Annotated in this window: 16 protein-coding genes; 2 read left to right on the top strand and 14 right to left on the bottom strand. The window is 37.1% G+C overall.

Annotation, left to right across the window (positions count from 1 at the left end):
- The first annotated feature begins 293 nt into the window (after positions 1–293).
- Positions 294–1,634, top strand: a complete 1,341-nt coding sequence (gene mgtE, locus G525_RS0106025; protein WP_027125352.1) for a magnesium transporter — start codon at positions 294–296, stop codon at positions 1,632–1,634.
- Between the two features lie 92 nt (positions 1,635–1,726).
- On the opposite strand, the gene rimO is transcribed toward mgtE, so the two are convergent.
- The 13 genes from rimO to recR all read right to left on the bottom strand — a co-directional run bounded on the left by rimO (position 1,727) and on the right by recR (position 13,693).
- A complete protein-coding gene (gene rimO, locus G525_RS0106020) occupies positions 1,727–3,034 on the bottom strand; it encodes a 30S ribosomal protein S12 methylthiotransferase RimO (protein WP_027125351.1) in 1,308 nt (435 codons plus the stop codon).
- Between the two features lie 160 nt (positions 3,035–3,194).
- A complete protein-coding gene (locus G525_RS0106015; RefSeq protein ID WP_027125350.1) occupies positions 3,195–4,838 on the bottom strand; it encodes an amidase family protein in 1,644 nt (547 codons plus the stop codon).
- A gap of 236 nt (positions 4,839–5,074) precedes the next feature.
- Positions 5,075–6,028, bottom strand: coding sequence for a signal recognition particle-docking protein FtsY (gene ftsY, locus G525_RS0106010; RefSeq protein WP_027125349.1), 954 nt, complete (start codon positions 6,026–6,028; stop codon positions 5,075–5,077).
- Positions 6,029–6,347: 319 nt separating this feature from the next.
- On the bottom strand, positions 6,348–6,500 hold the full coding sequence (locus G525_RS22015) for a DUF4295 domain-containing protein (protein WP_084647714.1): 153 nt from the start codon (positions 6,498–6,500) through the stop codon (positions 6,348–6,350).
- A gap of 43 nt (positions 6,501–6,543) precedes the next feature.
- Positions 6,544–6,726, bottom strand: a complete 183-nt coding sequence (rpmG, locus tag G525_RS0105995; RefSeq protein WP_027125348.1) for a 50S ribosomal protein L33 — start codon at positions 6,724–6,726, stop codon at positions 6,544–6,546.
- Between the two features lie 57 nt (positions 6,727–6,783).
- Positions 6,784–7,020, bottom strand: a complete 237-nt coding sequence (gene rpmB / locus G525_RS0105990) for a 50S ribosomal protein L28 (RefSeq protein ID WP_027125347.1) — start codon at positions 7,018–7,020, stop codon at positions 6,784–6,786.
- Between the two features lie 78 nt (positions 7,021–7,098).
- A complete protein-coding gene (locus G525_RS0105985) occupies positions 7,099–8,346 on the bottom strand; it encodes a competence/damage-inducible protein A (RefSeq protein ID WP_027125346.1) in 1,248 nt (415 codons plus the stop codon).
- A complete protein-coding gene (locus G525_RS0105980; protein WP_027125345.1) occupies positions 8,346–8,687 on the bottom strand; it encodes an Hpt domain-containing protein in 342 nt (113 codons plus the stop codon). The genes G525_RS0105985 and G525_RS0105980 overlap by 1 nt, the downstream gene beginning before the upstream one ends.
- Positions 8,688–9,299, bottom strand: a complete 612-nt coding sequence (locus G525_RS0105975) for a fumarylacetoacetate hydrolase family protein (RefSeq protein ID WP_027125344.1) — start codon at positions 9,297–9,299, stop codon at positions 8,688–8,690. It lies immediately after the preceding gene.
- A gap of 237 nt (positions 9,300–9,536) precedes the next feature.
- Entirely contained in the window at positions 9,537–10,313 is a 777-nt protein-coding gene (locus G525_RS0105970; protein WP_027125343.1) for a 3'-5' exonuclease, read from the bottom strand.
- 162 nt (positions 10,314–10,475) lie between these two features.
- Positions 10,476–11,858 carry a dihydrolipoamide acetyltransferase family protein gene (locus G525_RS0105965; protein ID WP_027125342.1) on the bottom strand — a complete coding sequence of 461 codons (1,383 nt, stop codon included), beginning with the start codon at positions 11,856–11,858 and terminating at the stop codon, positions 10,476–10,478.
- Positions 11,859–11,977: 119 nt separating this feature from the next.
- Positions 11,978–13,069: a glycosyltransferase family 2 protein gene (locus G525_RS0105960; protein ID WP_027125341.1), complete on the bottom strand. Its 1,092-nt coding sequence runs from the start codon at positions 13,067–13,069 to the stop codon at positions 11,978–11,980.
- A gap of 6 nt (positions 13,070–13,075) precedes the next feature.
- Positions 13,076–13,693: a recombination mediator RecR gene (gene recR / locus G525_RS0105955; protein ID WP_027125340.1), complete on the bottom strand. Its 618-nt coding sequence runs from the start codon at positions 13,691–13,693 to the stop codon at positions 13,076–13,078.
- A gap of 123 nt (positions 13,694–13,816) precedes the next feature.
- Between recR and G525_RS0105950 the strand changes: the two genes are divergently transcribed.
- Positions 13,817–15,259 (top strand): sodium:solute symporter, encoded by a 1,443-nt coding sequence (locus G525_RS0105950; protein ID WP_027125339.1) that lies wholly within the window; start codon positions 13,817–13,819, stop codon positions 15,257–15,259.
- On the opposite strand, the gene G525_RS0105945 is transcribed toward G525_RS0105950, so the two are convergent.
- Positions 15,230–15,598: a CoA-binding protein gene (locus G525_RS0105945; protein WP_035479144.1), complete on the bottom strand. Its 369-nt coding sequence runs from the start codon at positions 15,596–15,598 to the stop codon at positions 15,230–15,232. The genes G525_RS0105950 and G525_RS0105945 overlap by 30 nt on opposite strands.
- Positions 15,599–16,457 lie beyond the last annotated feature (859 nt).

Below are 16,457 nucleotides of genomic sequence, written 5' to 3'. Positions count from 1 at the left end.
GTAATATAAAATTGAATTCGCAATTATTGAAGCACAGTCAAAAACAGCAAATATGCAGAAGGTATAATTAAATTTGTCTTTATGTCATAAAAATTTGAATTTTCCCGAGGTCATAATTCTATAAAAACAATAGGCTCTAAAGAATTAGAGCCTGAAATAAATTTTTCATTAACAGGGGTAAAACCTTGGGCATTAAAGCAAAATATAAGGCTTACATTTGCACTTATCACCCAAATAAAAGTTCCCAAACAAGTTCTTGTTTCAAAGATTTTGATGCTAATAAAAATTCGTTTATGCAAGTTACCAAACCACATTTTATCGATTTAATAAAAAATAAAAAATGGCGTGAATTAAAGCGTGCCATGCAGGATATGGATCCTTTGGACTTGTCACTGATGGTTGAAAACTTCTCAAACAATGATAAAATTATTTTGTTCAGATTGTTATCAAGGGAACAGGCTAAGAACGTTTTTAAAATGCTCTCGCAATCCGAACAAGAGGAAGTCATTGAAGGGTTATCAGAAAACACCCAAAAACTATCACGATTGCTCAATGATATTGAGCCTGATGACAGAACTTCATTTTTTGAGGATTTACCCCGAGATATTGCGCAAAGCTTTATTGAGATGCTTTCTCCTGAAGAACGCAAAATTACGATTCAACTTCTAAGCTATCCAAAGGATAGTATTGGACGCTTGATGACTCCTGAATTTGTTGCCATTAAAGCCGATATTACTGTTGCTAAGGCTTTTGAGCACATTAGAAAATTCGGTCAGGATTCTGAAACGCTTAACGTTATTTATATCATCGATCAGAATTGGAAATTAATTGATGATGTATCCATTAAAGACCTTATCTTAGCTAGTCCCGAACAGCTTGTTGCTGACTTACTCGATCATCGGTTTGTATTCTTAAATGCTTTGGATGATCAAGAAGCAGCCATTCAGGTCTTTAAGGATTATGATCGGGAAGCCATGCCCGTTTTAAGTAATGATGGCGTTCTTATAGGCATTGTAACCTTTGATGATATTATGGATGTCATTGAAGAAGAATCTACTGAAGACTTCCATAAATTCGGGTCGATTCAAAACGCAAGTAAAAATCCGTTGAAGGAACGCATCCTCATCTTATATAAGAACAGGATTGTTTGGCTCGTCCTTTTAGTTTTTATGAATGTCTTTTCAGGAGCCGCATTGGCAAGTTTTGAAGATGTCATCCAGCAGGTGGTTGCTTTAGTATTCTTTTTACCTTTATTGATAGACAGTGGCGGTAATGCCGGATCACAATCGGCAACGCTTATGATTCGCTATTTGGCCTTAGGTGAAATTCAAATCTCCGATTGGTATAAATTGATAGGCAGAGAACTCATGGTGTCCTTTTTACTGGGCATCACTATGGCGGCGAGTGTTGCGGCGGTTGCTAGTTTTAGGGCTCCAGAAGTTATTATCGTAGTTTGTATTGCAATGGTCATCAATGTTATGCTCGGAAGTTTAATTGGCATGTTACTCCCATTTATATTTACCAAGTTAAAAATAGATCCAGCCACCGCGAGTGCGCCATTGGTAACATCATTATCTGACATTTGTGGGGTGTTGATTTATTTCTCTATTGCAGCGCGGTATTTTGGATTTTGATTTCCTGCAAGAAAAAAAAACCAAATCTTGATCAATGAAATTAATTCAAAGGAAGATTTGGTTTAATTGAAATGTCAATTAACGACATACTTTTAAGATGCCACTACTTTTCCGTAAAGATCAAAATCTTCAGCTTCCGTAATGGTGACTGTAGCAAACTCACCTGTTTTTAAATAAGATGAGGTGGCATCAATCAGCACTTCGTTATCCACATCCGGAGAATCAAATTCTGTACGTCCAATAAAATAATTGCCCTCTTTACGGTCGATAACCACTTTAAATTCTTGGCCTATTTTGGCTTGATTCAACTCCCAAGAGATTTGAGATTGCACCTCCATGATTTGATTGGCACGATCTTGTTTGACTTCTTGCGGTACATCGTCTTCTAAATTAAACGCATGTGTGTTTTCTTCATGGCTATAGGTAAAACAGCCCAAACGTTCAAAACGCATGTCGGTTACCCATTGTTTCAATTCCTGGAAATTTTCTTCAGTCTCTCCTGGATATCCCACAATTAAAGTGGTTCTTATGGTCATTTCCGGAACTGCCTTTCTAAATTCCTGAAGGAGTTTGGTCGTTTTTTCCTTAGTGGTCCCGCGACGCATACTTTTTAGGATATTATCAGAAATATGTTGTAACGGAATATCGAGATAGTTACAAATTTTTGGCTCTCGGTTCATCACATCTAGCACATCCATGGGGAATCCCGTCGGAAATGCATAATGCAAACGAATCCATTCCACGCCCTCTACTTTCACAAGCGCTTCAAGTAATTCGGCGAGGTTGCGTTTTTTATATAAATCGAGTCCGTAATAGGTAAGATCCTGTGCAATGAGGATTAACTCCTTCACACCCTTTGCTGCCAATTTTTCTGCTTCAATCACAATATCCTCAATAGGTGTTGATTTGTGTTTACCACGCATCAGTGGGATGGCACAAAAACTACAAGGTCTATCACAACCTTCTGCAATTTTTAGATACGCGTAATTTTTTGGTGTGGTGGTCAAACGCTCACCAATAAGTTCATGTTTATAATCCGCACCAAGCGCTTTTAAGAGCCCAGGTAATTCCGTAGTTCCAAAATACTGATCCACATTTGGGATTTCTTTTTGCAAATCTGGCTTGTAACGTTCGCTTAAACATCCGGTCACAAAAACCTTGTCCACTTCACCATCCTCCTTTTTCTGCATAAATTCGAGAATGGTGTTAATACTTTCTTCTTTTGCATTATTGATAAAGCCACAAGTATTTATGACCACAATATTACCTTCCTCTTCATGCACCACATCTTTACCGCTCGCTTTGAGTTGTCCCATTAGGACTTCACTGTCATAAACATTTTTGCTGCACCCTAAAGTCACAACGTTTATACGGTTCTTTTTAAGTGATTTCGTTCTCATATTCAAAAAAAATTAAGTGTGCAAAGGTACGGAATAAAACGAATTACAACCCGCCTAACAAACCTTTTTAGGAACGGGTATCCTGAAGGATAAAGATTTACAATTTTGGGCCTTATGCCTATCTCTTTTCATAACTTAAAATTTTGGACTCTTGAACCGATCAATTATACTTCTCAGGAGCCATACGTTTTTTCGATGCTTGTTCATAAGCATAAGCCCATGACAAAAGTAAAGCTTCGGTCCATGGTCTTCCTATAAACGTCAAGCCTTTGGGTGCACCACTATCGGTATACCCCATTGGAACCGTGATGGCTGGGTATTCAGCAACTGCTGCAAAACCAGCATGAGCGTTATTTATTGACAAAATAGCGCTTAAGTTGTCTCTTTGAAATGGGATATCAAAAAACAACTGCCCATTGTTTTTAAGCGTATTTTTAATGGAAGTAAATTCTTCATTAGTAGCTGAATCTGCAACAATTCCTGCAAATAAGCTTTGACCATAGGGCATCGTCGCCACGGAATCTTTTTCGTTGAATAACATGACATCTTCGATAGATTTAATTTCTAAATTGGAATCTCCCCAAGTTGTAATATAATTGGGGAAATCTCTTTTCATGTCCAAATTGAGAAGTCTCAAAAAATCAGGTAATTCGACCTTTTCCGGTTCAATTTCGATAATGATGGCACCTGCAGATTTTAAATCCTCAATAGCCCGCACATAAAGAGAATCTTCCAATAATGTTGTCAATACCCCAAAACGCTTTCCTTTAAGCTTGTTCGTCTTAAAGTTGCTTTCATAATAAGATGAATCTTCTAAATGACTCTTGACTGATTTTGAATCCGTACCATCAAAACCAAGCATCGCATCCAAAAGTATGGCAGTGTCCGTGACATTTTTGGCCATTGGCCCAGGTGTATCCAAGGTTGATGAAATAGGCACAATTCCGCTCCTGCTCAATAACCCAATAGTTGGTTTTAATCCTACCCCCGAATTTTGGCTGGCAGGAGATAAGATAGATCCCGATGTTTCAGTTCCAACCGCTGCTACACAGAAATTAGCGGCAACGGCAACACCACTTCCCGAACTAGACCCACTGGTATCCATGACCTTTCTACCATACGGGTTTAAAGTTTGTCCTCCTATGGCGCTATACCCACTCGGACACTCTCCGCAAAAGAAATAGGCCCATTCGCTTAAATTGGTCTTGCCTAAAATAAGTGCACCTTGTTCTTTCAAACGTTCTACAATAAAGGCGTCGCTGGGATTGTTGTTTTGAAACGCCACAGCACCGGCAGTCGTTGCCATGGCATTGGTATTGATATTATCTTTTAAAAGAATGGGCATTCCATAAATGGGATGTTTCAACATTTTATTCTTAAAATCAATATCTTTTTGTTTGGCTTCAGAAATGACCTTCGGATTCAATGAGATCACCGCGTTTAAGGAGAGTTCGTTTTCTCTATCAAAGCTGCGAATACGGTAGAGATAAAATTTTGTTAGATTTTCGTAAGATAATTTCCCTGATTGAATATGGCTTTGTAATGTTGGGATATCTTGTTCTAAAATTAAAGGTTTTAAAGCCGTGTATTTATTTTCAGTGAAATCCGATAAATCTTTATTGAAACTTTCCCATAGTTGGGAATTATCAATAAATTTGGAGTCCAGCACCTTAAATTCAGTTAATTCTTTAGTGGAAACAGCACTGATTTCTGCTGAAGGTTTTTCCACAACTTCCTTACTATCTTCAGAATTTTTACAGGAAAAAACGATAACAAATGTGATACATAATAAAGATGTTCTCATTGATTGTATTTTTATTAAAAATACTCAAAAGGAATTGATTATTCAAAAGGACTTGAATGGAAAGAGGTTTGTTGAATCAATTATTGAACAATGTTATTGGTACAAAACACCAACGACCTCTGAAAATATTGTTGTTCTTCTTTTTGGTCAAAACAATGCTGGTAGATGCACAAATATGGAAATCTGTTAAGCTATTGTAAAATTACATGAGAATCCTGCCTTCACAGGAATTACAACTACTTGAAAAAGGAATCTACAAATTCATATTTATTGAAGACTTGTAAATCGTCAATACCTTCGCCTACTCCAATATACTTGACGGGAATTTGAAATTGGTCCGAAATACCGATGACCACACCTCCTTTGGCTGTTCCATCAAGTTTGGTGACTGCTAAGGATGTCACTTCTGTGGCTGCTGTAAACTGTTTTGCTTGTTCAAACGCATTCTGTCCTGTAGAACCGTCCAATACCAAAAGCACATCGTGAGGCGCATCGTCAACAACCTTTTGCATGACACGCTTAATCTTTGTCAATTCATTCATTAAATTAACCTTATTGTGCAAACGTCCAGCGGTATCAATAATTATTACATCTGCATTTTTAGCGACGCCAACCTTTAAGGTGTCAAATGCGACAGAAGCAGGGTCACTACCAAAATTCTGACGCACCATAGGCACATCAACGCGGTCTGCCCAAACTTGTAATTGCTCAATTGCAGCTGCTCTAAAGGTGTCTGCGGCACCAAGCACAACATTTAAGCCTTGTTTTTTAAATTGTGATGCCAGCTTACCGATAGTTGTGGTTTTGCCAACACCATTAACGCCCACAACCATAAGAACATAAGGCTTTTTACCCGTTGGTATTGAAAATTCAGTAGCGTTGCCACTATCTATCTCAGATAATAACCCTGCTATTTCCTCTCTTAAAATCTGATTGAGTTCTGAAGTTCCCAGATATTTATCCTGGGCGACACGCGCTTCAATTCTTTTAATGATTTTTAAAGTTGTATCGACACCTACATCACTAGATACGAGAATTTCTTCGAGATTATCAAGAACATCATCATCTACTTTCGATTTTCCAGCTACGGCTTTGTTGAGCTTGGTAAAAAAAGAAGTTTTGGATTTTTCCAATCCTTTATCTAAGGTTTCCTTTTTTTCTGAAGAGAATATTTTTTTGAAGAAGCTCATGATGTTGCGCGTTATTTGTTAAGCGATATTTATATGTCCACGACGTTTTTGCGTTAGGGATTGCAGCGGCATCCTTTTTAATGTGCTGGCTGAGCTTGTCAAAGCCAGCACATTAAAAAGATATAGCGGAAAGCCCGACCTTTATCAACTTCAGGTTTTTTTGGCGAAAACCTTGAAGTTGATAAAGGTAACGCCCAAAGATAACAACAAAATCCCTGCCTTATAATACGAACTGTAAATTTGTCACTTTCAGCTCAAATATAGACATAAAAAAACTGCTTTCAAATGAAAGCAGTTTTTTAAAATATAGTGTATATATTTAATTTTTCTTTAAAAAATCGTCCACAAACTCAGGTGCCATTACGGCCTCAACGAAATGGTAAGCTCCTGTTTTTGGAGATCTAACCATTTTAATAGCTTTGGTTAATCTTTTAGATCCTGTTTGTAACGATGCAACTGATTTCTTTGCCATTGTAAATTTATTTTACAATTCCCATGTCTATGGGAATCTACGTTTATTTTATCTCTTTATGAACTGTCACACGCTTAAGAACCGGATTAAATTTTTTAATCTCCATTCTGTCTGGTGTGTTTTTTTTATTTTTTGTAGTGATGTAACGAGAAGTTCCTGGTTGACCAGACTCTTTGTGCTCAGTACACTCTAATATGACTTGTATTCTATTGCCCTTTTTTGCCATTGTAAAATATTTTATTATTCATTTCCGCGACTGCGAAAATCTCATCCTTGTTGGCTATTATTTTAAAAAACCTTTTGTTTTAGCTTCTTTAAGCGCCGCTGTAATTCCAATTTTATTGATGGTTTTCAACGCTGATGTAGAAACTTTTAAAGTTACCCATTTATCCTCCTCAGGAATGTAAAAACGTTTTTTGATCAAATTTGCATCAAATTTACGCTTCGTTTTATTCATAGCGTGAGATACGTTGTTTCCAACCATCGCTTTTTTTCCAGTAAGTTCACAAACTCTTGACATTCTTTCTAACTTTAATAATGTTATTTAAAACAGTTTGCAAATTTAGTAAAACTTTACAATATCAACAAACTAAAATTGTTACTTTTTTAAAATTTCTTTTTGAAGCATCTCAAAGCCCTTAGTCGTGGCTCTATTTATGACTTGATGGCGATGATTCCCGAAAGAAAAGCGTTCTGAAAACACCTCGTCTCTTGTAGCAATTGCAATAAAGACTGTCCCTACGTCAGCATCGGCATCGCCTTTTGTTGGCCCAGCATTTCCTGTTGTTGCAATAGCGTAATCGGTATCAAATAATTTCAAAGCTGAACTAGCCATGGCTTCAGCAACTTCCTGACTCACTACTGAAAACTTAGAGATCAATTTCGGATCAATTTTTAAGACCTCTATCTTAGCTTGGGTCGCGTAACTGACCACACTCCCTTTAAAATATTGTGATGCGCCAGCGATGGCAGTCATAGATTCTGCCAATTTGCCACCAGTACAACTTTCTGCTGTGGCTACGGTTTTCCCCAAAGCAATCAATTCTTTTCCAATAACTGCTTCAATAGATTCATCACGTTCAAAGCCCACAAAAATATCTTCAATTTGTGGCAATAACAATTCAATCTGATGCTTTATTTCAATCTGGATCAGGTGCTTGTCCATAGATTTGCCTGAAAGACGCAATCGAACTCTCCCCAAACTTGGCAGATAAGCGAGTTTTATATAAGAAGGTAAATGATTTTCCCAAGCTTCAATGCGTTCTGCCAAAGCACTCTCCCCCAAGCCATAGGTCAATACTGTTTCATGTTGAATATATGGGAATTTAAAGCGCTTTACCAATTTCGGGATGACCGCATCCTCAATCAATTCTTTCATTTCATAAGGCACCCCCGGAAGCGAAATGAATATTTTACCGTTTTTCTCAAGCCACATTCCTGGAGCACTTCCTTGATAGTTCATCAAGACTTCTGCTTTTGAAGGCACTAGTGCTTGGTCCAGATTGACTTGTGATGGTATGGTATTCACAAAATGCGACCAGATCCGTTTGACATTTTCGGTAACGGCGTCATCTCTCACAAGAGTGTCGTTAAAATACTCTGCGATTGTTTTTTTTGTAATATCATCTTTAGTTGGCCCAAGTCCGCCAGTAATAATGATGATATTGGCGTTCTCTTCAGCTTCTCTAAATGATTTAAGGATGTGCTCTCTATCATCCTGAACCGACGTGATTTGATAGACAGATACTCCGATTTTATTCAGTTGTTTAGCGATAAATGCCGAATTGGTGTCTACGATCTGGCCAATAAGGATTTCATCGCCAATGGTGATAATTTCTGCTAACATTAAAGGTTGAAGTCTTTTTTAATTTCATCAGATGCTTTTTTTACAGCATCCAAAACGTTTTTTAGTTCATCGGAAATATCCTCACCCTTCTTCTCTAATTTCCCCCAATCCTGAACCGTGATCAAATCTTGAAGCACCCCCAACTCAAACATATCAATAGTGGGTTTCATTTTATGAGCGGCCTGATAGGTCGTATAATAATCTGCTTCTGCCACGGCTTTTTTAAGTCGCGCAGCGTCCTCTGGAACTTCTTCCAAAAATGCCGCAGCAATCGCCATAATAAAATCCTCATCGCCATCGGCCAATTCACGCACGCGGTAAAGTTTATAATTTTTTTCCATTTACTTGATTGTTAATTTAAACATTTCGTTATTTTCAATCAATCCTCTCAGTTCATCATTTGCTTCTACTTTAGCAACTCCTGACGGCGTTCCTGTAAAGATAATGTCTCCAATCTTTAAAGTGAAATATTTTGACACATATTCTATGAGTTCATCGATTTTCCAAAGCATAAGACTTGTAGTGCCCTGTTGTACGACAGAGTCATTTTTTTCTAATGAAAAATTAATGGCATCCACCGACTCAAAATCGGACTTTGGCAACCATTTACCCACCAGTGCCGCGCCATCAAAGGCCTTCGCTTTTTCCCACGGCAAGCCTTTATCTTTCAATTTTTGCTGTAAATCTCGTGCTGTAAAATCGATTCCAAGACCGATCTCATTATAATATTTGTGCGCAAATTTTTTATCGATATGCTTCCCAACTCTAGATATCTTTACTAAAATTTCCACTTCGTGATGGACATCATTAGAAAAATCAGGGATAAAAAAAGGCTGACCTTTTAATAAAATAGCCGTATCAGGCTTTAAGAATATGACCGGATCTGTTGGTTTTTCATTGGCCAATTCCTTGATATGATCCGTGTAATTACGACCTATACAAATGATTTTCATTTCTGAATGTTATTGGTTTGATAGCTGCAAAAGTGTATCGCCACGAATGCACACTTATTATTTTTTCCGTTTTTTCTTAATAGTATTGGGCAAAATTAATAAAACAAGGATGAATTTCATTTCATTAGCTTTCTGAATTGTGTTATAGAGAATCACGTAATGAAACTGGAATCTAAAGCGCTTATGAACAACTTTGAGATGCGCTTCACTGAACCTAAGTCTACCACCGCAGGAAGTTTAGGCCAATTTATTATTAAAAGCTCTCAACTTAATGGCAGTCAATACTTTTTTAGTGTATAGCGGGAAATCCGCATTGAGCAACCATCCAAAATACCCTGGCTCTTCATTCAATACGTCTTCTACCCTTTTGGCTTTATGTTTCCCAAAAGAAAAGCATTCTTCATTATATTTATTATAAACGATGAAGCCTGCAAAATCAGCAAATTTCTTGCGGGAACTGAATTCGGCTAAAAACTTGGTATCATTTTCCAATTCATCGTATCTCGCAATTTGAGCTTTTAAGACTTCATAGGTTGCTTCTGTATCGGCCTCCGCACTATGGGCATCTTCCAGTTTTTTGTCGCAATAAAACTTATAGGCTGCAGCCAATGTGCGCTGTTCCATTTTATGAAAAATAGTTTGTACGTCAACTGCCACACGACCTTTCATGTCAAAATCGATACCTGCACGCAACATTTCCTCTGCCAACAGCGGAATATCAAAACGGTTGCTATTAAAGCCGGCTAGATCTGAATCCTTGACCATGGTATTAATCTCATTGGCTAATTCTTTAAAGACTGGCTTATCAGCAATGTCCGCATCAGAGATTCCATGAATTGCAGTAACCTCAGCTGGAATGGGCATTTCAGGATTTATTAACCATGTTTTTCGCTCCTCCTTTCCATTAGGATGTACTTTTAAAATAGCAATTTCCACAATACGGTCTGAAGTAATATTGATCCCTGTGGTTTCGAGGTCAAAAAAACAGATGGGTTTGGTAAGATTGAGAGTCATTATGCTTTCTTGTTTGTTGATGATGTAAAATTTATGAATGTAAAAATAGAAAAACCTAACTGTTTCAAGGTTAGGTTTATGATTTGTTTAGGCTTTGTGTTTCAAAATAAACGGACCAATTTACATCCCGTTTCTACCGAACTGCCAGAACTGATTTTCGGATTATATCTCGCGATTCACATCCCAAGCTTCCAAATAATCCTTGACCGCTTTTACAAATTGCCCACCCAATGCACCATTGACCACACGATGGTCATAAGAGTGCGAAAGGAACATTCTATAGCGAATGGCAATAAAATCGCCTTCTGGAGTCTCTACAACAGCTGGAACTTTTCGGATCGCACCGAGAGCCAAAATTCCCACTTGTGGTTGATTGATAATTGGGGTTCCCATAATACTTCCAAAAGTACCAACATTTGTTACGGTATAGGTCCCACCTTGGATGTCATCTGGTTTCAATTGATTCAAACGGGCTCTATTGGCCAAATCGTTAACACGTTTGGTCATTCCAATCAGGTTCAATTGGTCAGCATCCTTTATAACTGGAACGATTAAGTTTCCATCAGGAAGTGCCGCAGCCATTCCAATGTTAATATGTTTCTTTTTAATGATTTTATCATCTTGAAGCGAAATATTCATCATAGGGAAATCGCGGAGTGCCTTCGCCACTGCTTCAAAGAATATTGGCGTAAACGTTAGATTTTCACCTTCATGCTTTGCAAATCCACTTTTCACTTTATTCCGCCAGTTCCAAATATTGGTCACATCGGCTTCAATAAAACTTTGAACGTGCGCAGATTTCTGTACGGACTCCACCATATGATGTGAAATCAACTTGCCCATTCTAGTCATCTCAATAATCTCATCGCCATTACTAGCAAACTCTGAGGCAGCCTTTTGTTTATCTCCCGTTTTTTCCTGTTTTGGCTGAGCTGCAACAGATGCTTGTTTTACGGGCTCTGCTGAAGCAGTTTCTTTACCAGATTCAGAGGTGGAAGACGCCGCAGTTGAGGCAGGCGCTGTTTTTTTGTTGTCGAGATATACAAAAATATCATTTTTAGTGACGCGTCCATCTTTTCCAGTACCCGAAATACCGTCCAATTCAGATTGCGAAACTCCTTCCTGTTTGGCAATGTTTTTAACTAATGGCGAATAAAAACGATCTTCAGTAGAAGTGACGGGAGCTGCTACAGCAGATTTTGCAGCTTCAACTGTTTGTGCGACTTGTGCAACTTCAGGAGACTCAGCACCGGGTGCTAAAACAGACTCTTGTTGTGGTGCTGCAGGTGCTTGAGCAGCACTTGCATCAGTCTCAATAACCGCAATCACCTGACCTACCTTAACGATATCATCTACATTAAAAAGGATTTCGGTCAAGATGCCATCCACTTCACTTGGCACTTCACTATCCACCTTATCAGTTGCAATTTCCAATACTGCTTCATCAGCTTCAATAGTGTCTCCAACATTTTTCAACCAAGAAGTGATGGTTGCTTCTGCTACACTTTCTCCCATTTTTGGGAGTTTCAGTTCAAATTTTGCCATATTATTATTCTAATCCTAAAATTTTTATTTGCTGTTGCAAAATTAGTTAAAATTGCTATACTTAATTACATAATCCTTTATAATTTCCGAATTCATGACCCATATATTCATTTGACTTTTCAAAAGAGGAATACTTCACCCCTTTGTTTTGAACTATCACTACCAATTATAAAACGAGCACTTTTTGGTAAAATCCTAAAAGTCAAACATCTGGACGCGTCAGAAGAACGCATGCACTCAACAATCGTCTCAAAATCAATAGTGTTACCATCAAAAATCACCTGTGTATTTGGTGATATTTCCCAAAAACTAGAACCCACCTCTACTTTAAATGGAAATTTCATGGCGCGCTCTGTATTGGCAGACAGAAAAACACGAGATTCCACTTCTTCATTATTTTGACTAGGTGATTTTAAGAATAAACGGGACAACCGTATTCCAAACCAAACCATAATATTATAAAAAGAATGGGATTTGAAATGTTTGTTATAGAACATCTGCATCGCCCCGTAAAAGTGTCTCGCGTAAGTTTTATCCTTAAAGGTGCTTTCTCCCTTATAATGTAAAGTACATACTTCTCCAAAATAAAAATTCTGATACCCAGCTTTTAATACTTTGTAGGACAGATCGATATCCTCGCCATACATAAAGTAATCTTCATCAAAACCTTTAACCTCCTCATAAATTATCTTTCTGAGAATCATGAATGCACCAACAAGAATATCAACCTCTCCGTTCTCAGAAGGCAACAAATGGTTGGCATAATAAGCTTTTGAAAAGCCCATTATTTTTTTGATTGACACTAATGGAGTGGGAATGTTTCGTTTACTTTCAGGAAGAAACTCACCGCGGCCATCAATAAGTTGGCACCCTAAAACACCCATTTGCGGCTTATCATCAGCGTATGCCAAACACTTTTTAAAAGCACGCTCTGAAACCACGGTATCCGGATTTAAAATACAAAGATAATCACCTGTGGCTTCCGCAACGCCTATATTATTTCCTTTAGAAAAGCCAAAATTTTCTTTATTTTCAATTAAAATAACCGTTGGAAAAAGCGCTTTTACCATTTGGCAACTGTCATCTGAAGAACAATTGTCTACAACAATAATCTCGGCATCCAAATCTACAATAGCATCTTGTACACTTTTGAGACACAACTCCAAAAAGTAGCGTACGTTATAGTTTAATATGACAACCGATAACTTCAAAAAAAATTAAGATTTTAAGGAGGATTCAAAAGGAATTCTATTCAAGATGCTTCTTCCAAGAGTAACCTCATCGGTATATTCCAGATCATTCCCCACTGATATCCCTCTTGCAATAGTTGATGTCACAATGTTGTAATCTTGAATCTGTCTAAAAATATAAAAGTTGGTAGTATCACCTTCCATAGTAGAACTTAATGCAAAAATCAATTCTTTTACGCGGCCTTCTTTCACTTTTTCTACAAGGGACACAATATTGAGATCATTTGGCCCAATGCCGTCCATAGGTGATATTTTCCCTCCTAAAACATGGTACAAACCTTTGAAGGAACTTGTATTCTCAATCGCCATCACATCTCTAATATCTTCCACCACACAGATAATTTCTTCAGTTCTTCGCGGATTGGAACATATCTCACAAAGTTGGGTGTCACTAATATTATGGCAACTTGAGCAAAATTTGATATCATTTCTCATGTTCTGCAAGGCAGAAGCCATTAACATAGTTTGTTCTTTGGGTTGTTTTAATAAATGGAGCACCAAACGTAATGCCGTTCGTTTCCCGATTCCGGGGAGCTGCGACATTTCATTGACCGCCTTTTCGAGTAGTTTTGAAGAAAATTCCATAGTTGCGAATTTACAATTTTAGCGGTGAATTTTATATGCTTTAGCAAATTCTTATTGCATATTAAAGCGTAGAATTTGAAAATTGAAAACATAAATAAGTAATTTCGCGCATATTTTTTATTTATGAATTCCACAACAATTATACTTCTTATCCTTTCCTATTTTGGAGTTCTGATTTTGATAGCGCTTCTAACAGGAAAAAACTCAGATAACAACACTTTTTTCAAAGCCAACAAACAAGCACCGTGGTATGTTGTGGCCTTTGGAATGATTGGCGCATCGCTCTCTGGAGTGACTTTCATTTCGGTCCCGGGTTGGGTTGAAGCGTCGCAATTTAGCTATATGCAGATGGTATTGGGCTACATTGTAGGCTATTTGGTAATTGGCACCGTACTCCTCCCTCTTTATTATAAACTTAATTTAACTTCAATTTACACCTATTTGGATCAGCGCTTTGGAAACGCTTCTTACAAAACCGGTGCCTCATTTTTTTTAATATCAAGGATTGTTGGCTCTAGTTTCAGACTGTTTTTGGTCGCTAATGTTTTGCAAGTTCTTCTCTTTGATGACTTGGGTATCAGTTTTTGGCAAACCGTCACCATCACCGTTTTTCTAATTTGGTTGTACACTTTTAAATCTGGGATCAAAACCATTATCTGGACTGACACACTGCAAACCTTATTTATGCTGATTGCTATTGGTGTTGCCATTTATTATGTGAGTGATGATTTAGGTATTAGTGGCGGAAACATTTTAGGCTTTGTTTTAGATAACGACTTATCCAAAATGTTTTATTTTGAAGATTATAAATCTAATGACTATTTCTGGAAGCAATTTATATCAGGAGCGTTTATTGCCATTGTGATGACAGGATTGGATCAGGATATGATGCAAAAAAACCTGACCTGCAAAAGCTTAAAAGATGCACAGAAGAATATGTTCTGGTTTACCATCATATTGACCCTAGTAAATTTTGTAATTTTAAGTTTAGGCCTTCTTTTAACCGTTTACGCACAACAGAATGGTATCGATGCCCATAAAGATGAGCTTTTTCCCATTTTGGCAAAAGAACATTTGGGCATTGGCGTGTTTGTCTTTTTTCTACTCGGATTGATCGCTGCAGCCTACAGTAGTGCAGACAGTACTTTAACCGCACTAACCACTTCATTTAGCATAGACATTTTAGACATTGAAAAAAAATACGATGCTGCTCAACAAGTAGCTATCAGAAAGCGCATTCACATCGTGATCTCTTTTGTCTTGATCGTGATCATCATTGCTTTTAAATATGTCATAAAGGACGAAAGCGTTATTGCAAAATTATTAGTCTTTGCAGGCTATACATATGGTCCTTTACTTGGGCTATATGCTTTTGGTCTCTTTACAAAATGGCAGGTTAGAGACAAACTAGTACCTATTGTTGCCATTCTATCTCCAATTTTATCCTATTTGTTGAGTATTAATAGTTTGAGGTGGTTTGGTTTTGAATTTGGAGCTTTTATCTTAATCTTAAACGGAGCGTTAACCTTTCTAGGATTAATACTGATTCGTACCAAGCAAAACTAGAGTGCAAGCCATTTCAAATTCAATGTTAGCTTCACGTAGCATTTTAAAAAAATCAGGGTTTTCTGTTCCTGGATTGAAAATAACACGCTCAGGTTTTAACGTCATCAAATACTCATAAAATGGCACTTGTCTTGAGGCATTCATATATAAAGTTACCGTATCAATACCCGTATATGGTTTCAATTCCGTATCAATTTTAACACCTGCAACAACCCCTTCCCGCAACCCAAATGCCACAACGTCATGTTGGTGAGCAACCAATTTGTGCAGCGCCACATTGGAATAGCGGCTCGGATTTAAAGAGGCTCCGAATACTAAAGTTTTTTTATTTAATAACATTGCTTTAAAATTAGATATTATAAAAATGGTTGACACGAGCGTAAGAGTTGGCAAATTTAACCGTCCTTTTATTAAGAATCAAAATTCATTACCCAAATAAGAAAACCATTTAGAAAGAACCCCTAATTTACGTAAGACTCAGCTGGTAGTAATCTTCAATCAAAAATGTAAACTACTATAAAAATAATTAAAAATTTAGTGTTAAAATTATGTTAAATCGTAAGAATGGCTTTGAGAATTAACATTTTCATCATTTTTTTAATACACCTAACTATCCATGCTTATTTTTAAATTGATTTGAATTAGCCTTCTACTTTTAGAAAAAAAGGATTGGGATTTAGGAATATTCAAAATCCAGAGTCGACCTCTGGATTTTTATTTTGAACAAATGCACGAATTTCATTAAGTAATCAAGATGAGTGTATTTTCAATTTGAAAAAAATTTCTCACATTCCACTACGCCAAGAGTTAAATTTGAAAGTATTGACCTTCAAAATTTCAGAATTGATGTTAATTGATGTTAAAACTAGATTTTGATAAAATAAAATAGAAATTTCTACGTCTAATATAATAGTGATGAGTTTCATAAGTTAATCAAGTGTTAGTTAATTTTGATTAGTAGCAGAAAACTCATTGTTGTTATTACTATTCTACAGGTATAGCTTTTCCCATCCCAATAGCTATTGGATTCATTCCGTCTACTTTGTTCCTATCAATGTTCTAGACATTTCACAATTGCCAAAGTGACTTCGAATAATTATGCGTTACAACATATTCTTTATCAACTATTTCACGAAACCGACTTTTAGTCTGCCCGAATTCAGTGTGTTCGCTATTTAGATTCTGAGAAAAATAATTT

Source organism: Gelidibacter mesophilus DSM 14095, from assembly GCF_000423005.1.
Lineage (GTDB): Bacteria > Bacteroidota > Bacteroidia > Flavobacteriales > Flavobacteriaceae > Gelidibacter > Gelidibacter mesophilus.
This window is presented reverse-complemented; position numbering and strand designations above follow the sequence as displayed.

Excerpts from the sequence above, each read along its gene's own strand:
- mgtE (WP_027125352.1), top strand. The coding sequence starts at position 294 with ATGCAAGTTACCAAACCACATTTTATCGATTTAATAAAAAATAAAAAA.
- rimO (WP_027125351.1), bottom strand. The coding sequence starts at position 3,034 with ATGAGAACGAAATCACTTAAAAAGAACCGTATAAACGTTGTGACTTTA.
- G525_RS0106015 (WP_027125350.1), bottom strand. The coding sequence starts at position 4,838 with ATGAGAACATCTTTATTATGTATCACATTTGTTATCGTTTTTTCCTGT.
- ftsY (WP_027125349.1), bottom strand. The coding sequence starts at position 6,028 with ATGAGCTTCTTCAAAAAAATATTCTCTTCAGAAAAAAAGGAAACCTTA.
- G525_RS22015 (WP_084647714.1), bottom strand. The coding sequence starts at position 6,500 with ATGGCAAAGAAATCAGTTGCATCGTTACAAACAGGATCTAAAAGATTA.
- rpmG (WP_027125348.1), bottom strand. The coding sequence starts at position 6,726 with ATGGCAAAAAAGGGCAATAGAATACAAGTCATATTAGAGTGTACTGAG.
- rpmB (WP_027125347.1), bottom strand. The coding sequence starts at position 7,020 with ATGTCAAGAGTTTGTGAACTTACTGGAAAAAAAGCGATGGTTGGAAAC.
- G525_RS0105985 (WP_027125346.1), bottom strand. The coding sequence starts at position 8,346 with ATGTTAGCAGAAATTATCACCATTGGCGATGAAATCCTTATTGGCCAG.
- G525_RS0105980 (WP_027125345.1), bottom strand. The coding sequence starts at position 8,687 with ATGGAAAAAAATTATAAACTTTACCGCGTGCGTGAATTGGCCGATGGC.
- G525_RS0105975 (WP_027125344.1), bottom strand. The coding sequence starts at position 9,299 with ATGAAAATCATTTGTATAGGTCGTAATTACACGGATCATATCAAGGAA.
- G525_RS0105970 (WP_027125343.1), bottom strand. The coding sequence starts at position 10,313 with ATGACTCTCAATCTTACCAAACCCATCTGTTTTTTTGACCTCGAAACC.
- G525_RS0105965 (WP_027125342.1), bottom strand. The coding sequence starts at position 11,858 with ATGGCAAAATTTGAACTGAAACTCCCAAAAATGGGAGAAAGTGTAGCA.
- recR (WP_027125340.1), bottom strand. The coding sequence starts at position 13,693 with ATGGAATTTTCTTCAAAACTACTCGAAAAGGCGGTCAATGAAATGTCG.
- G525_RS0105950 (WP_027125339.1), top strand. The coding sequence starts at position 13,817 with ATGAATTCCACAACAATTATACTTCTTATCCTTTCCTATTTTGGAGTT.
- G525_RS0105945 (WP_035479144.1), bottom strand. The coding sequence starts at position 15,598 with ATGTTATTAAATAAAAAAACTTTAGTATTCGGAGCCTCTTTAAATCCG.